Below are 15,226 nucleotides of genomic sequence, written 5' to 3'. Positions count from 1 at the left end.
CAAGCTCTTCGCGCTCTCGCTCCTGCGGGGATTGATTGGTGCGTTTCATGGATGCAAGTGTCTCACGTCCCAGAAGCTGGTTCTTCTAGTTGTACAACGTTGGCCCACAATGCCAACGACGGCCGTCCTGGTGCTCCTAGTTGGATTGACTGTCTCTCAGGCGTTCAACATGCTGTTTACAGCGTTGAAAAGTAAAGGACAAATCACATTTGAGGGCGCGGATTTGCTAAGAAATGCTGGACAACGCGGTCGAGTGTTGACCACTCGGCAGCATCAACTGTTTGACATCGGCCACGACTTCCATTTGGTGCATGTGAGTTTCTGCATCGGCCATATGTTCCTCCATCAGGGCATGCACCTTATCCGCATCCTTCGCATGAAAGGCCAAAAGCAATTGCGTGTGGTAATCAACATTCGCCTTACCAAGCTCGTGACCGTCCAAGGCATTTTTGTAAACCATCAGATCGGTTAGAAGATCGTTAAGAAATCGGCAGACGAACGCCAAAACAGGATTGGTGCAACACTCAGCAAGGATAGAGTGAAAAGCAAGTTCTGCCTCGCGGTGAGCGCGTAACTCTTCTGCGTTGGTTACCGGCATCGCACAGAATTTAATATTTTCTTGCAACCGCTCAAGGTGACGCGGTGTCAAAAGTCCCACGACGCTTGCGGCAAGTGCTGGCTCAAGTACTTTGCGCAGTTGATAGATGTGATGTCCGTTCAAGGTATGGAAATGCAGGAAATTTCGCAACGGTTCGGAAGCATGTTCGTGCGTCATTTCCTGTAAAAATGCACCACCACCAGGACCTGTACGGATGGAAATCAACCCACGAACCTCGAGAGCCTTCAGCGCTTCCCTCACCGTACTCTTCGAATAACCAAACAGCTCAACCAGTTCCTTTTCGTTGGGTAGCTTATCGCCTGGCTGTTTGCGTTCTGCAACGATCCAGCGTTTCACATCTTCGACGATTAGATCGGAAAGTTTCTGGCGGGTTCCCCTGCGCGGCGCCATGGTCATGCGTTGTCCTGTGGTTCAAATTCACATGATAAACCGGATAGAAAAAGGGCCGTCAATCCCCTGACGCCATGGCCGACACTGGGAAATTATTTCGCACCAACCGAATGCGGCTAAATAGTGGCTCATCGTATGTGGTCTACAGACGAGCCGAGGGCTCCATGTCCTGCAGCTCCGGGGCGTAATCCACCATCTATGACTTGGGGACTGCAGTATGCCTTACGCACCTAGCCCGCGATTGGTCGCATCATCCACGCGCCGCTAGCAGCGGCGTTACACACAAGCGCCTTTCTGTCCTTTAGCAACTGCTGGTACATACCGCTCTTACAGCGGCTGATCAGTTCGCAGCGCTTCTTTATCAGTCTCTAGGGCAGATAAGGAGTTACCTAAGTGCACACAGTATGGATGCCACCGCGCGCATCACCCGAAAAACCTTTAGCACATATAAATTTTTTCCACAATACGCCATTGTGCCTATGCATTTAACCTATTTATACGGTTAAATTTACAACATCAACTCGAACCGCTTAAATTTTTTATGACAACCGCTCAGCCAAGAACACCCCTGTGGGCCGCAATTCCCACACCCTTCTCCCCCAGCTTGGCACTTGACGAAGATGGAATACGGCACAACACGCAACGATATATCGATTTGGGATTGCGTGGCATCTTCTGCAATGGCTTGATGGGGGAAGTGTGGGCGCTGAGTCATCCTGAGCGACGAAGAGTTGTTGAGGTGCTGATCGACGAGAGCAAAGGACGGCTCGGTATCTCAGTTGTCGTTTCGGCATCGTCCCTTGAAGAAACGCTGGAACTGGGTGCTCACGCAAAAAAAGTAGGCGCCGAACACGCCGTGTTGATGGTACCCACATCTGGACCCAGATCGGACCAGCAGCAGCTTGACTATTTTCGGTACATCTGCACTCGACTGGACATGCCGGTGGTGATCTTCAATGCGGCAACTGCAGCAGGCAGCCCTCTGAAACCCGAGGTGTTCTCGCAGCTCTGCGAAATCCCACAGTTGAAGATGCTGAAAACCACGGCGTATGCTGAGAACGATGCGCTTCGTCTAGCTGCGCGAAACGGAGTGGTCGTCAGCGATCCACTGGAAGAACATTTTTTTGCAAGCTACACGACCCATGGTCAGCGCATTCTGTATGCGGATCCCGAACCGTTCCTTTACCAAGTCCCCGGCTACCGCCCCCTAAGGGACTACACGGAAAAGCTCGATTTGGGCCTTAAGACACAGGCTGAAAGGGATTTTGCGGCACTCGCTGAACTTCGCAGCGTGTTCAACAACTGGGTAATGGCCCCATTGATGCGCGGCCACATGCCATGCGCAGCGCTCAAACATTGGTGCAATCTGATCGGTCTTGCAGGTGGTTCCGTGCGCCAGCCACTGCATTCATTGTCGAGTGCCGACAAGCAAAAACTGGAAACCGACCTGAGGAACTGCAATGCACCCGGTCTGACCTTCTCCGTACGCAATTGATCTTTTTTCCCCTTAACTCCTGGAGCTCAGATGAACACCCATCCTATTGACCGTCGATCACTTTTGAAACTGCTTGCAGCAGCCGGTACCGTGCCTTATGCGCTAGGCCAAAGCACCGCCCATGCGCAAACACCGCTCACCGTAGGGATTCTTTACTCTGGTTCGAAGCAGGACTATGGGTACAACCAATCTCACGCCCAAGCGGCTTTGGCGCTCAAGAAGGTGCCGGGCATCAAGGTGGTCGAAGAAGAGCGGGTCCCTGAAACGATCGCCGCTCAGCGCAGCATGGAGGGGATGATTCGGCAGGACGGTGCCAAGCTTATCCTCGCCACATCTTTCGGCTACTTCAAGCCCCATGTCCTCGAGATGGCAGCCAAGTATCCGGATGTGACCTTTGCCCATACAGGCGGTGTGTGGCAATCCGGCATGCCCGAGAACGTCGGAACGTTCTATGGCTACATCTTTGCGGCCCAGTACCTTTCCGGCGTCGTCGCAGGTCACATGACGAAGAGCAAAAAGCTTGGTGTCGTCGCCGCGAAGCCGACTCCCAACTTAGTTCGCAGCATTAATGCCTTCACGATCGGAGCGCGCTCGGTCGATCCGACGATTCAAGTTCAAGTCATTTTTACAGGGGACTGGGTACTCCCGGTTCGGGAAGCCGAGTCAGCGAACACTCTCGCCGACCAAGGCGTCGATGTCATTGCCTGCAACGTCGATAGCCCGAAGGTGGTAGTGGAGACGGCGGAGAAACGAGGGGTGATGTCCATCGGGTATCACTCAAGTCAAGCGGATGTCGCACCCAAGCTGTTTCTTACCGGGGCGGAGTGGAACTGGATTGAGCCCTACATGGCGTTCGTCGATGGCGTGCGCAAAGGAAGCAAGCCGACTCACTATCTGCGCGGCGGACTGACGGAAAACTTTGTGAAGAACACGCCGTTCGGCAAGGTGGTCTCTCCACAGGCCAGAGCTGCGGCAGACAAGGCGCGATCAGAACTGATCGCGGGCACCCGGATCATCTTCAATGGACCGCTGAAAGACAACAAAGGTAACGTCGTCATTCCAGCGGGAACTGCGCTTAGGGATAACGATCGGGCACTCGATCCGATCAACTATCTCGTCGAAGGTGTGATCGGCCAGATGTAAAGAAGAACTGCCCCATGCAATCGACCATCCCCATTCCGCCGGCCAAGCCAGCCTGGACACTATCGCCCCTTCAGATCAGCGCCTTGTTGCCCGTCTTGGCGGTGCTTGCAGCCTCGGCGGTATTTGCGGGCTTTGTGGCGTTCTACGGCCGCAATCCCCTGGAGGTTTTCAGCCTCATCATGCAGGGAGGGTTCGGCAGCAGCTTCGCCTGGCAAGACACGCTTTCTCGCGCCGCGCCACTTATCCTTGTGGGCTTGGCAGTGGCCATTCCAGCCCAGGCTGGGCTGGTGATCATCGGAGGCGAAGGAGCGCTGGTGATTGGAGGTCTTGCAGCGGCGGTTGTCACATTGCCGTTTGCAAGTTCGTTTCCGCTGTCCATGCAAGTTGCCATGTTGGCCGCAGGTGCTTTGGTGGGTGCGGCGTGGTTTGCCGGCGTGGGCGCATTGCGCCAGTTCCGAGGATTGAACGAGACCATTTCAAGCCTGCTCCTGTCCTACATTGCACTTGCAGCCTTCCACCATCTTACGGAAGGCCCACTGCGCGATCCGGCGAGTTTGGACAAACCCTCCACGCACCCCATCAACACGCAATACATGTTGCCGGTAATACCAGGAATTGACGTGCACGTTGGCTTGGCGATCAGCATCTTGCTCGCAGTGCTTGCCTATGTGGTGCTGCGCTTCACGCATTGGGGATTCGCACTGCGCGTCGTCGGCGGGAGCACCCGGGTGGCGAAGATGGTCGGTCTGGCGGTCAACCGCTGGGTGATCGGTGCAACCGCAGTGGGGGGCGCCATGGCCGGTTTAGCCGGAGCCATTGAAGTCGCCGCCGTGCAGGGTACCGCCAACTCTTCCCTCATTGTTGGCTATGGAAACAGTGGCATTTTGGTGGCATTTCTCGCTCGCCACCACCCGCTGGCGATCATTCCAATCGCCTGTTTGATAGGTGGAATGCAGGCGAGCGGCAGCCTTCTGCAACGTCGACTAGAACTTCCGGATGCGACCATCCTGGTCTTTCAAGGTCTGATTTTTGTCTGCGTGCTGGTTGGCGATGCGCTTGCGCAGAAGCTCAACGAGTCAAAAAGGAGTTGATGATGGAAACCACCACCCTTGGATGGGCTACCTTGCCCCTCGCCCTTCTCGGCGGCGCCATCCGCGTCTCCACTCCCTTCATTTTTGTGAGCCTCGGCGAACTCGTGACCGAAAAGTCAGGTCGAATCAACCTTGGCTTGGAGGGGAATCTTGTGCTGGGCGCAATGGCTGGGTATGCCGTTTCGTTCCTCACCGGCTCACCTTGGCTCGGTGTCCTCGCCGCAGGCATGGCAGGTATGTTCTTCGGTTTGCTACACGGCCTGCTGTGCAGTGTAAAGCGGGTCAATGACACCGCCATCGGCATTAGCCTCATGGTGCTGGGCACCGGCTTGGCTTTCTTCTGGGGAAAGCCGTTTATCGAACCCAAGGCGCCAGCACTGCCGTCGATTCCACTCGGGTTTTGGTCGGATATTCCGCAACTGCGCTCGGCATTGGACATCAACTCACTTTTTTTCGTCGGCATCTTTTTGGCGATCGCTGTCTACGTTTTCCTCAATCGTACTGGCTGGGGATTGGTGTTGCGTACCGTCGGAGACAGTGAGGATGGTGCGCGTGCCCTTGGCTTCCCCGTACTGGGCATTCGAATTGCAGCGACGATGTTCGGAGGCTTTCTCGCCGGTGTTGGTGGCAGCTTCCTCTCGTTGTCATATCCAGGCAGTTGGAGTGAAGGGCTTTCCAGTGGACAAGGGATCATGGCTGTCGCGCTCGTCATCTTCGCACGATGGCGTTCGATGAGCGCACTCGGCGCCTCCCTCCTGTTTGGGGCGGCCGGTGCATTGGGCCCCGCTCTTCAAGGCGTCGGGGTCACCGGCTATTACTACCTGTTCAATGCCGCGCCGTATGTCCTCACGCTGGCGATCATGATCGCATCGACCTCCCGGGCCGCGCCGTTTGCCGATGCACCTGGTGAACTGAGCCTGCATCGATAACCCGACTGACCTACGCAACATTCCCAAGGAATAACCATGAACGCGCTCAAACTAGACCTTGTGGGCATGACGAAAATTTTCGGATCGATCGTTGCCCTGGACCATGTATCGCTGTCAGTCGCGGCAGGTAGCGTCCACGCTTTACTTGGAGAAAATGGCGCTGGCAAGAGCACATTGGTGAAATGCCTCGTTGGTTTCTATCAACCCGACGAAGGTCAGATCAGTATCGATGGGAGCGCACACCGAATCGCATCACCGAAAGACGCTGATGCATTGGGTATTGGCATGGTCTACCAGCATTTCACACTGGTGCCATCCATGACGATTGCACAGAATCTCGTGGTTAGCCGTGCCAAATTACCAGGGTTCATCAACTGGAAAAAGGAGCTTCAGGTTCTGGATGAACTGACGAGTCGGCTGCCTTTTCACCTGAACCTCAACATCCGTACGTCGCAGTTGTCAGCTGGCGAAAAACAGAAGGCCGAACTGGTCAAACAGTTGTATCTTGGTCGACGTCTTCTGATCTTGGATGAACCCACTTCGGTTCTGACACCGCAGGAGGCCGACCAAGTGCTTGGCTACGTGCGAAGCCTCGCGAAGGATGGCCAGGTAAGTGCAATCTTGATTACGCACAAGTTTGATGAGGTACGCCGTTACACCGATGATGTGACGGTACTGCGTCGCGGAGCGGCTGCATGCAGCGCGTCTGTGTCACTACTGTCCAATGATCAGTTGGCTGAAGCCATGATAGGTGAGCCGTTTTCAAAACGGACCGACTCCCTCGCCGTTCGAGCGACAACGGTGGGCGGTGTAGCGCTTTCCGTTAACAACCTTACGGTCAAGAACGATCTTGGGCTGTCAGCGGTGCATGACCTGGGCATTGAAGTGCGCGCGGGAGAGATCGTGGGTGTTGCAGGCGTGTCTGGCAACGGGCAGCTTGAGATGGTTGAGGCCCTAATGGGGCAACGAGACCGTGCTGGAGTCGTCAAGGTGGCGGGCCAAGAATTCCACGGAACCCGGAAGGAAATTGCGCGCCTTGGGGTCTACGGCCTACCACAGGAACCACTGAAGAACGCTTGTGTGGCCCGCATGTCGCTGGCTGAGAATCTTGCACTACGCAACTTTGACCGTCCACCGCTACGGCGGGGCATTTTTCTTTTACGTAAACCCCTTATGGAACAAGCAGCACGTTTGGTCAAACAGTTCCGTGTCAAAACGCCTGGACTTGAGGCACGCGTGAGCTCGCTGTCTGGCGGAAATGTACAGCGCGCAGTCCTTGGCCGAGAGCTGAACAAAAACATGAAACTGTTGATTGCGTCCAACCCAACGTTTGGCCTCGACTTTATGGCGTGTGAAGAGACACACAATCGAATTCTCGATGCGCGCAACAACGGTGCCGCCGTGCTGCTCATTTCCGAAGACTTGGATGAATTGATCAGTTTGGTGGATCGCGTCGTCGTCATGAACGCTGGTCGAATCGTCTATGAGACTTTGGCCAAAACGGCGGATAAGCTCGTCATTGGCAAATTTATGGCAGGTACTGACATAGCTCCGGCCTTGTTCTGAATACTGCAGCAAAGTACGATCGCAGTAGTAGCTCCCCTGATTGGCGGTCCTGGGTGTTAGAGCCGATCCAAAACTGACCAACTGGGGGTGCGGATAAAAACTTGGACTACCTGAAAGTAGTTCATGTATTCCTACGAAGATCGAATTCGAGCAGTCAAGCTCTACATCAAACTGGGCAAGCGAGTCGCAGCGACCATTCATCAGCTGGGATACCGCCGCGCTCACCGATGCTTTTACGTCAACCCAGCCACTTGCGCACGCGCTGGCCCAAGACCTCACGGCTGATGCCATAGCGATCATGCAGCGTGGGCAAGGCTCCGGCATCCAAATACTGATCGGGTAAGCCAGCCAACTCGAATCCCGCCGGCTGCACCCGATTGCGCAGCAGGGCACTGGAAACCGCCTCACCCAGCCCACCGATGACAGAATGGTTCTCAGCAACCACCACCAAGCGATGCTGGTATTTGACGGCTTCAATGATGGCGGCCTCATCCAGCGGCTTGATAGTCGGGCAGTGCAGCACGGCCACACCAATGTTGTCCTTGGCCAGATCAGCAGCTACTTCCAGCGCGCGCATCGTCATGATGCCGCTGGAGATCACCAGCACATCCGCACCTTCGCGCAGCATCTTGGCCTTGCCCAGCTCGAACTTGTAGCCCTCCACTTCATCCAGCACCATGGGCACGCTGCCACGCAGCAGGCGCATATAGACCGGGCCCTTGTGGGCGGCGATCTGAGGCACGGCCTGTTGGATATCCAATGCGTCGCAGGGGTCCACGATGGTCAGGCCGGGAATGCCGCGCATCATGGCGATGTCTTCGGTGGCCTGGTGGCTGGGGCCGTAGCCGGTAGTCAAGCCCGGCAAGGCGCAGCACATCTTTACGTTGAGGTTTTCTTCCGCAATCACCTGGTGGATGAAGTCATAGGCGCGCCGGGTGCCGAATACCGCATAGGTGGTGGCAAAAGGCATGAGGCCTTCCTTGGCCATGCCGCCGGCCGCTGCCATCAGCAGTTGTTCGGCCATGCCCATCTGGAAGAAGCGCTCCGGGTAGGCTTGGGCAAACAGGTGTATGTCGGTGTACTTGCCCAGATCGGCGGTCAGGCCGACGATTTCGGGGCGGTTGGCGGCCAGCTCGACCAGAGCCTTGCCAAAGGGCGCCGCGACAACCCGTTGCCCCTCGGACGCAATTGAGGCAATCATGGCGGAGGTAGTCAGACGGGGTTTCTTTTCTGCGGTGGGGGTGTTCATGCCTTGGCTCCTTCTGCCTGTGCGTCGTCAAGAATCTGGAGGGCCTTTTGCCACTCCGGCGGGTCCACGCGAATGAAGTGATTTTTGTCACGGGTCTCCAGGAACGGAACGCCTTTGCCCATCAACGTGTTGAACAGGATCACCCGTGGTTTGGCTTCGGTCAGATTGCGCGCGGTGTCAAAAGCGTTCAGCACAGCAGCCATGTCATTGCCGTCTACCCGTTGCACATGCCAGCCAAAAGCCAACCATTTGTCGGCCAGCGGCTCAAAGCCCATGATCTTGGTGGACGGGCCATCGGCCTGCTGGTTGTTGATGTCCACCAGGCAGATCAGGTTGCCCAGGCCATGGTGGGAGGCGGACATGGCCGCCTCCCAAGTGGAGCCTTCGTCCAGCTCGCCGTCGGACATGGAGTTGTAGACAAAAGCCTTGCTCTGCTTATGGCGCAGGGCCAGTGCCATGCCCACGCCAATCGGCAAGCCCTGCCCCAAGGATCCGCCGGAAATTTCCATGCCAGGCGTGTAGCTTGCCATCCCAGACATGGGAAGGCGACTGTCATCGCTGCCATAGGTTTCCAACTCGTCTTCGGCAATGATCTTCGCTTCGATCAGCGCCGCATAATGGGCAATGGCGTAGTGGCCGTGCGACAGCAGGAAACGGTCGCGCCCTTCCCATTCGGGATCAGCGGCGCGGATGTTCATTGCATGGCCATAGGCCACGGCCAGCACGTCGGCCCAGCCCAAGGCTTGGCCGATATAGCCCTGGCCCTGGACCTCACCCATGCGCAGGGCATAGCGACGAATGCGGTACGCGCAGTCTTTGAGTTTGGTGGTGGAATCAGACATGATGTCCTTTGCAGTGAAGTAGAAATCTTTTGATCAACCCAGAAGGCCAATCGAGAACCAGGGCACAAAGGCCACGAAGATCAGGCCCGCCAGCAACGCGCCCAGATAGGGCCATATGCGCTTGACGGCGACATCGGGGTGCACTCGGCCAATCGTGCATGCGGCGTAGTAGCCCAGACCAAAGGGTGGCGCAAACAGGCCAATGCCCATCGCCAGAATGATCACCATGGCGTAATGCACCTCATGCACGCCAATGGCTCTGGCTACCGGGAACAGGAGTGGGGCGAACAGCACCATGGCCGGGATGCCTTCGAGCACACTGCCCAACACCACAAATGCGGCGATGGACACCATCAGGAAACCGTACTTGCCACCCGGAACACTGGTCATCAGATGGGCCAGGCTGTGTGAGAAGCCCGATTGGGTCAAAGCCCAGGACATGCCCGTTGCTGTACCGATGATGAACAGGATGGCACCCGACAAGGCGGCGGTATCCACCAGCATGGGATAGAGGCGTTTCCAGTCAAAGCGGCGGTAAATCAACAGGCCAGCAAACACTGCGTAGGCAATGCCAATGGTCGAAACTTCCGTCGCTGTGGCAATGCCTTCCACCACCGCTGTACGGATCAGCACCGGCAGGGCCAGCGCAGGCAGCGCGATCAAGAGGGTGCTGCCCACCACCTTCATTGGCGCACGTTTCAGGCCCTGCGTCACTTCGGCGCTTCTAAAGCGTGACAGCACGGCCAGGATGATGGCCAGCACTACGCCTGGCAGGATGCCCCCGGTGAAGAGGGCGCTGATGGAGATGCCGGCCACGGAACCGATGGTGATCAATACCAGCGACGGTGGGATGGTCTCGGCCATGGCGCCAGATGCCGCCAGCAGCGCGATGAGTTCACCTTCCGGGTTGCCGCGCTTTTTCATCTCTGGTAGCAGCACGGGTGCCACGGCAGCCATGTCGGCAGTTTTGGCACCCGAAATACCAGAGACCAGCAACATGGCGCCGAGCAACACATAGTTCAATCCACCACGCACATGGCCCAGCAAAGACGCCAGAAAATCCACCATGGCCTTGGCCATGCCCGTCATTTCCACCAGGTGCCCCAGCATGATGAAGAGCGGCACCGCCAACAGAATCAGGGAACTCATGCCTTCATCAATGCGGCCACTCACCACCGATAAAGGTGTTGATGTGGTTGTCAGGAGGAAGGCGACCGTGGCCATGCCAAAGCAGAACGCAATCGGCACTCCCAGCAGCACACCGGTACCCAGCATCAGCGCAAAGAAAATGAAGAGATTCCAGTTTCCAATGGACTGCAGCCAGTCAGCGCCCAGGTGCAGAACGCTGGCAACGATGGCAATGGCCACACAGACCTTGGCGATTTCAGCAATGCCATGTTGTGCCAGTTTCAGCAGGCACAGGGCCAGCATGAAGACGCCACCTACCGGCACGGCGGCGGCTCGGATCGTATTCGGCCAGGATAGCGCGGGCGTCTGCACCACCCATTCGTCCAGTGCGTATTCAGTCATAGGCCAGATCAGTATGGCTAGCCAGAGCACGGGGATCACAACGGCGAGCACCTCGGCCCGGGACTGAGCGCGTTCACTCCACCTTGACACCAGCGCCGTGGTGCGCATGTGCATACCCCGACGCAGTGCCACGGCAGCCCCCAGATTGGCAAGCCAGAGGAACAAAATGGATGCCAGTTCATCGGCCCAGGGGATGGGGCTGTTGAAGATGAAGCGCATCACCACACCAGCCAGCAGGACGGCCACTTCGCCGATCACCAGTACCGCAGCAGGAATCTCGATGAAGTGGCCCAGCCAGGCCTCCATGCGCGCCAGGAGGGAGCCCTCCCGGTGTGGGTTGGTAGCAGCCAACATCATGGTGCTTAGCCTAGGCCGCCGACGCTGTCAGACAGCAACTTCCAAGCCTCTTCACCAAACTTGGCGCGCAGGTCCTTGTAAAAGCCGTTTTTGACCAACGCATCCTTGAACGCCTTCTTGTCCGGATCAATCATTTGAATGCCCTTGGACGCCAAGTCCGAGCGCAAGGAGGTGTTGAGCCCGGCAATGTCAGCGCGTTCTTCCGTTGCAGCCTTGTCGAGTTCTCGGTAGACGATTTCCTGGATGTCCTTGGGTAAGCGATCCATGGCCTTGCGATTACCCAAAATCCAGTAAGCGTCCCAAACGTGGTTGGTCAGGCTGCAGAACTTTTGCACTTCGTACAGGCGCGCGGTGCTGATGATGGCCAGGGGGTTTTCCTGGCCTTCGACCAGCTTGGTCTGCAACGCGGAATACAACTCGTTGAAATTGATTGGGGTCGGACTGGCCCCCAGGGAGGTAAACAATGAGGACAGCATGGGTGCAGCGGGCACACGCATCTTCAAGCCCTTCAGGTCGTCGGGTGTCTTGACCGCTTTCGTGGACGTGGTGATATTTCGGAAGCCGTTGTCCCAGGGCTTGGACATGGTCAGCAAGCCAATTTTTTCAATCTGGGCGCGCACATAGGCGCCCAGCGGTCCATCCATGGCCTTCCACACCTCGTTGTAGTCATGGAAGGCAAAGCCGGTGTTGAGGATGCCTGCGGCGGGTACCAGCGTGGAAAGCACCACGCTGGCTTGGTTGAAGAACTCGACGCCACCTGAACGCACCTGGGACAGCAGATCGGTATCCGAGCCCAATTGGTTGGCCGGGAACAATTTGATGTCCAGGCGTCCGTTAGTGGCGTTGCGGATACGGTCAATAGCTTCCTGCGCGCGCTTGTTTACCGGGTGTGAAGGGTCCTGTCCGGTGGCAAACTTGTAGTTGAATTCCGCAGCAAAGGCCGGACGCGATGCGATGGAAAACAGTGGCAGCGCAGAGGCCGCACTCAGCAGCTGGCGGCGGGATATTTTCATGGTGGATTCGGTCATTTCAGTCTCCTCAGTTATGGGTATAGTGCGTCGGGCTTAGTGGATCAGCATGCCACCGTTAACATCCAGAGTGATGCCGGTACAGTAAGCCGACAAGTCACTGGCCAGGAACACGCAGGCGCCCGCGATGTCACTGGCGTGGCCCAGGCGTGCCATGGGAATAGTTGTGGCGATTTCGGCCTTTTTGGCATCGTCGAGCTTGCCCTGGATGATGTCGGTCTCAATCAGCCCCGGCGTGATGCAGTTCACACGAATGCCTTCGACCCCGAACTCCCGCGCCATGGCTTTGGCCAGGCCCAGCACACCGGCCTTGGCGGCGGAATAGTGAGGCCCACCCAGAATGCCGCCGCCGCGCTGTGCGGACACCGATGAGATACAAACGATGGAGCCGGACTGCTGCTTGCGCATGGGGGGAATTACCGCTTGCGACATGTACAGCGTGCCACGCAAGCTCACGTCCAGAATGCGGTCGTAGTCGGCGCCGGTGATCTCCAGCGTTTTGACGGGCTGGGTGATACCCGCGTTGTTCACCAGAATGTCAATGCGGCCGTAGTGGCTGACGATGGCAGCGGCAGCGGCTTCGCATTGGTCTTTGTTGGTCACATCGGTCACCAGGCCCAGGTGATCGGCACCCAGTTGGGCTGCCGCATCGGCAGGCTTGGCACGCTCCAGATCCAGAATCACAACCTTGGCGCCCTGGGCGACCATATGGCGTGCGGTCGCGAAGCCCAGACCGTTCAGTCCGGCTCCACCGGTGATGACGGCAACTTTGTCTTTCAGAAGCATGGGTGGAATCTCTCAGAAGTTGGTGTGAGCGGATTCTCAAATGCCCCCAAGCTGATGACAAGCGATGTTTCATCAGTCTAAGATGATGGATATTAATTTAAAGCAGGGGTTCACCCTATGGCCAGTCTTCCGCCCACATCCAACCTCCAGGCCTTCGAGTCGGTCGCCAGGCGCCGCAGTTTCAGCCTGGCCGCCAACGAGCTACACCTGACTGCCTCCGCCGTCAGTCACCAAGTCGCCAAGCTGGAGCAACACCTGGGTGTGCGCCTGTTCGAGCGCAGTGCCCACGGCGTCAAACTAAGCATGGCAGGAGAGCAATACCTCACCCGGATCAGCGGCGCTTTGATTGCCATCACCGCTGCCAGTGAGGACTTGCGCCAAGGTGTGAGCAACAGTTTGTACGTGCACTCGGCACCCAGCATTGCGAGCCTATGGCTGATGCCGCGCATACGCGCGTTTGCCACGGCCTATCCGGATATTTCTCTGAACCTGTCCGCAGCACACACGCCTAGCGACTTCGCCCTGGGCCAAGCCGACATTGACATCAGATACGGCATTCCTCAATGGCCCGATCTGGTGGTGGAGCCGCTCTTCGAGGAGCGCATTGTTCCGCTGGCAAGCCCTGCCTTTATCAAGGAGCACCGTTTGCGCAGACCTGAACAGCTGCTTGACATCCCCTTAATTCAGAGCAACGTAAGTGTGGTGCAGTGGTCCAACTGGTTCTCAGAATTCACCAACCTGCGCGCACCTGAGCGTTTTGCTGTGCGCTTCGACCGCGCCCAAATGTCACTGGACGCAGCCACACAAGGTCTGGGGGTGGCGCTGGAAAGCACAACGACGGCCAATTTGCATTTAAAAGAACGAAAGCTGCGCCCGGTGTTTTCGATGGACATGGCCATCAAGGTGAAAGCCCATTTCGCGGTTTACCCACCGCGGTACTCCAAGCGCAAACCCGTCGAGGCATTTTTAACCTGGTTACATCAGGAGGCGGCTCAGCAAAACTAGCTATAAAGATTGAGTTGAAGGCAAGATGCCGAGAGCCATAAACCACTTCTGAACGATGTTGAACTAGACCATCACAAAGTCGACCGTAGTGAACGTCCGCAACCAGCCTGAAGCCATCTCCAACGGAATCTGCATTGCAGCGGGCGCGGTCAGCCGTGCCTTCTGGCTGGTGGCCTACCGGCAAGACCCACTTGGCCACTGCGCTGGGAATCTCTGGCTTGACCCACCATTCCAAGCGTGTGCGGTTCTATTCAACATTGGATCTGGTCAACGCGTTGGAGCATGAAAAAGCCAAAGGAATTCCAGGACGCATAGCCCTGAGTTTGATGCGTATGGACTTGGTGATTCTGGATGAACTGGGCTACTTGCCATTCAGCCAGGCAGGAGGTGCCTTGCTCTTCCATCTGCTGTCCAAGCTCTACGAGCACACCAGCGTTCTGATCACCACCAACCTGACGTTTGCTGAGTGGTCGGCCGTGTTCGGGGATGCCAAGATGACCACGGCCTTGCTTGACCGACTTACCCATCACTGCCACATCGTTGAGACCGGCAATGAGTCATACCGTTTCCGGCACAGCTCCAAAGAGGCCAAGGGGAAGATCAAGTCGAGGGAATTACTGCGCAAAGCAGACACAGGTCAGGAGGTCGCAAACTTCTAAACGGCTATGATTACATCTCGCCGCAGGCCTTCCGCATCTCGAGCACGGCGCTGTCGCTGGGGACCACTGGCCAATGGCGGGCCAGCGAATCGGTCGTGGTGCAGGGCACGGCCATGGCCGGCGCGGGCTACGCAGCCGTGAGCACCGTCAACGGTGCCTCCGACCGCGATTACCACTACGGCGGGGCGCCTCAGGCGCTGCTAGCCCTGCGTGTCAGCTTCAGTGACCGATCTTCGCTGGACCTGACCGGGCGCGAGTATTTCGTCAGCGGCGTCGCCAGTGGCCGCGGCGGGAACGACAACATTGTGCGCATCGACGTGGCCTACACCTGGCGAATCTACAAGCAGCATGGCATCACCATGAAATACGTGTTGAACCGCCGCGATGCGACCTTCCCCGATCTGGGCAGCCGCACACAATCACGCGGTACGGTCGGCGTTTTTTACACGCTGCTGGGCCATGACCGTTTCGGCGCCGTCGATTGGCGTTGAAGATCAAGGATTGCATTCCCATAAATCCACTCTTTGACGCGTTTCT

At 57.1% G+C, this 15,226-nt stretch carries 13 protein-coding genes and 1 pseudogene; 8 read left to right on the top strand and 6 right to left on the bottom strand.

What is annotated here, in order from left to right:
• Positions 1–226 precede the first annotated feature (226 nt).
• Positions 227–1,015, bottom strand: coding sequence for a FadR/GntR family transcriptional regulator (locus AC07VY_RS22495; protein ID WP_495074237.1), 789 nt, complete (start codon positions 1,013–1,015; stop codon positions 227–229).
• A gap of 535 nt (positions 1,016–1,550) precedes the next feature.
• Here AC07VY_RS22495 and AC07VY_RS22490 point away from each other — a divergent pair.
• The 5 genes from AC07VY_RS22490 to AC07VY_RS22470 are packed head-to-tail and all read left to right on the top strand — an operon-like array spanning position 1,551 to position 7,233.
• Positions 1,551–2,504: a dihydrodipicolinate synthase family protein gene (locus AC07VY_RS22490; protein WP_495099446.1), complete on the top strand. Its 954-nt coding sequence runs from the start codon at positions 1,551–1,553 to the stop codon at positions 2,502–2,504.
• A gap of 30 nt (positions 2,505–2,534) precedes the next feature.
• Positions 2,535–3,647 carry a BMP family ABC transporter substrate-binding protein gene (locus AC07VY_RS22485; protein WP_495074235.1) on the top strand — a complete coding sequence of 371 codons (1,113 nt, stop codon included), beginning with the start codon at positions 2,535–2,537 and terminating at the stop codon, positions 3,645–3,647.
• Positions 3,648–3,661: 14 nt separating this feature from the next.
• Positions 3,662–4,738 (top strand): ABC transporter permease, encoded by a 1,077-nt coding sequence (locus tag AC07VY_RS22480; RefSeq protein WP_495074234.1) that lies wholly within the window; start codon positions 3,662–3,664, stop codon positions 4,736–4,738.
• 2 nt (positions 4,739–4,740) lie between these two features.
• Positions 4,741–5,667 (top strand): ABC transporter permease, encoded by a 927-nt coding sequence (locus tag AC07VY_RS22475; RefSeq protein ID WP_495074233.1) that lies wholly within the window; start codon positions 4,741–4,743, stop codon positions 5,665–5,667.
• Positions 5,668–5,703: 36 nt separating this feature from the next.
• Positions 5,704–7,233 (top strand): ABC transporter ATP-binding protein, encoded by a 1,530-nt coding sequence (locus tag AC07VY_RS22470; RefSeq protein WP_495074232.1) that lies wholly within the window; start codon positions 5,704–5,706, stop codon positions 7,231–7,233.
• 238 nt (positions 7,234–7,471) lie between these two features.
• Here AC07VY_RS22470 and AC07VY_RS22465 read toward each other — a convergent pair whose 3' ends face one another.
• Genes AC07VY_RS22465 through AC07VY_RS22445 form a run of 5 tightly spaced genes read right to left on the bottom strand, consistent with a single transcriptional unit; the run spans position 7,472 to position 13,025 of the window.
• Positions 7,472–8,482: a transketolase family protein gene (locus AC07VY_RS22465; protein ID WP_495074231.1), complete on the bottom strand. Its 1,011-nt coding sequence runs from the start codon at positions 8,480–8,482 to the stop codon at positions 7,472–7,474.
• A complete protein-coding gene (locus AC07VY_RS22460) occupies positions 8,479–9,324 on the bottom strand; it encodes a transketolase (RefSeq protein WP_495074230.1) in 846 nt (281 codons plus the stop codon). Before AC07VY_RS22460 ends, AC07VY_RS22465 begins: the two co-directional genes overlap by 4 nt.
• A gap of 33 nt (positions 9,325–9,357) precedes the next feature.
• Positions 9,358–11,208, bottom strand: a complete 1,851-nt coding sequence (locus AC07VY_RS22455) for a TRAP transporter large permease (protein WP_495099463.1) — start codon at positions 11,206–11,208, stop codon at positions 9,358–9,360.
• Between the two features lie 8 nt (positions 11,209–11,216).
• Positions 11,217–12,239, bottom strand: coding sequence for a TRAP transporter substrate-binding protein (locus AC07VY_RS22450; RefSeq protein WP_495074229.1), 1,023 nt, complete (start codon positions 12,237–12,239; stop codon positions 11,217–11,219).
• Positions 12,240–12,275: 36 nt separating this feature from the next.
• Positions 12,276–13,025: an SDR family NAD(P)-dependent oxidoreductase gene (locus tag AC07VY_RS22445; protein WP_495099445.1), complete on the bottom strand. Its 750-nt coding sequence runs from the start codon at positions 13,023–13,025 to the stop codon at positions 12,276–12,278.
• 117 nt (positions 13,026–13,142) lie between these two features.
• Between AC07VY_RS22445 and AC07VY_RS22440 the strand changes: the two genes are divergently transcribed.
• The 3 genes and pseudogenes from AC07VY_RS22440 to AC07VY_RS22430 all read left to right on the top strand — a co-directional run bounded on the left by AC07VY_RS22440 (position 13,143) and on the right by AC07VY_RS22430 (position 15,180).
• On the top strand, positions 13,143–14,030 hold the full coding sequence (locus AC07VY_RS22440) for a LysR substrate-binding domain-containing protein (RefSeq protein WP_495099444.1): 888 nt from the start codon (positions 13,143–13,145) through the stop codon (positions 14,028–14,030).
• A gap of 134 nt (positions 14,031–14,164) precedes the next feature.
• Positions 14,165–14,689, top strand: a pseudogene (locus AC07VY_RS22435) (ATP-binding protein); the annotation flags it as partial.
• A gap of 95 nt (positions 14,690–14,784) precedes the next feature.
• Positions 14,785–15,180, top strand: a complete 396-nt coding sequence (locus AC07VY_RS22430) for a hypothetical protein (RefSeq protein ID WP_495099443.1) — start codon at positions 14,785–14,787, stop codon at positions 15,178–15,180.
• Positions 15,181–15,226: the final 46 nt, after the last annotated feature.

Source organism: Rhodoferax sp. GW821-FHT02C08 (genome assembly GCF_059421805.1).
Note: the sequence above shows the minus strand (reverse complement) of the source record. Positions and strands in the feature narration are given on the sequence as shown.

What these genes read in the sequence shown, in the direction of transcription:
- AC07VY_RS22495 (WP_495074237.1), bottom strand. Translation starts at nt 1,015, where the DNA reads ATGACCATGGCGCCGCGCAGGGGAACCCGCCAGAAACTTTCCGATCTA.
- AC07VY_RS22490 (WP_495099446.1), top strand. Translation starts at nt 1,551, where the DNA reads ATGACAACCGCTCAGCCAAGAACACCCCTGTGGGCCGCAATTCCCACA.
- AC07VY_RS22485 (WP_495074235.1), top strand. Translation starts at nt 2,535, where the DNA reads ATGAACACCCATCCTATTGACCGTCGATCACTTTTGAAACTGCTTGCA.
- AC07VY_RS22480 (WP_495074234.1), top strand. Translation starts at nt 3,662, where the DNA reads ATGCAATCGACCATCCCCATTCCGCCGGCCAAGCCAGCCTGGACACTA.
- AC07VY_RS22475 (WP_495074233.1), top strand. Translation starts at nt 4,741, where the DNA reads ATGGAAACCACCACCCTTGGATGGGCTACCTTGCCCCTCGCCCTTCTC.
- AC07VY_RS22470 (WP_495074232.1), top strand. Translation starts at nt 5,704, where the DNA reads ATGAACGCGCTCAAACTAGACCTTGTGGGCATGACGAAAATTTTCGGA.
- AC07VY_RS22465 (WP_495074231.1), bottom strand. Translation starts at nt 8,482, where the DNA reads ATGAACACCCCCACCGCAGAAAAGAAACCCCGTCTGACTACCTCCGCC.
- AC07VY_RS22460 (WP_495074230.1), bottom strand. Translation starts at nt 9,324, where the DNA reads ATGTCTGATTCCACCACCAAACTCAAAGACTGCGCGTACCGCATTCGT.
- AC07VY_RS22455 (WP_495099463.1), bottom strand. Translation starts at nt 11,208, where the DNA reads ATGTTGGCTGCTACCAACCCACACCGGGAGGGCTCCCTCCTGGCGCGC.
- AC07VY_RS22450 (WP_495074229.1), bottom strand. Translation starts at nt 12,239, where the DNA reads ATGACCGAATCCACCATGAAAATATCCCGCCGCCAGCTGCTGAGTGCG.
- AC07VY_RS22445 (WP_495099445.1), bottom strand. Translation starts at nt 13,025, where the DNA reads ATGCTTCTGAAAGACAAAGTTGCCGTCATCACCGGTGGAGCCGGACTG.
- AC07VY_RS22440 (WP_495099444.1), top strand. Translation starts at nt 13,143, where the DNA reads ATGGCCAGTCTTCCGCCCACATCCAACCTCCAGGCCTTCGAGTCGGTC.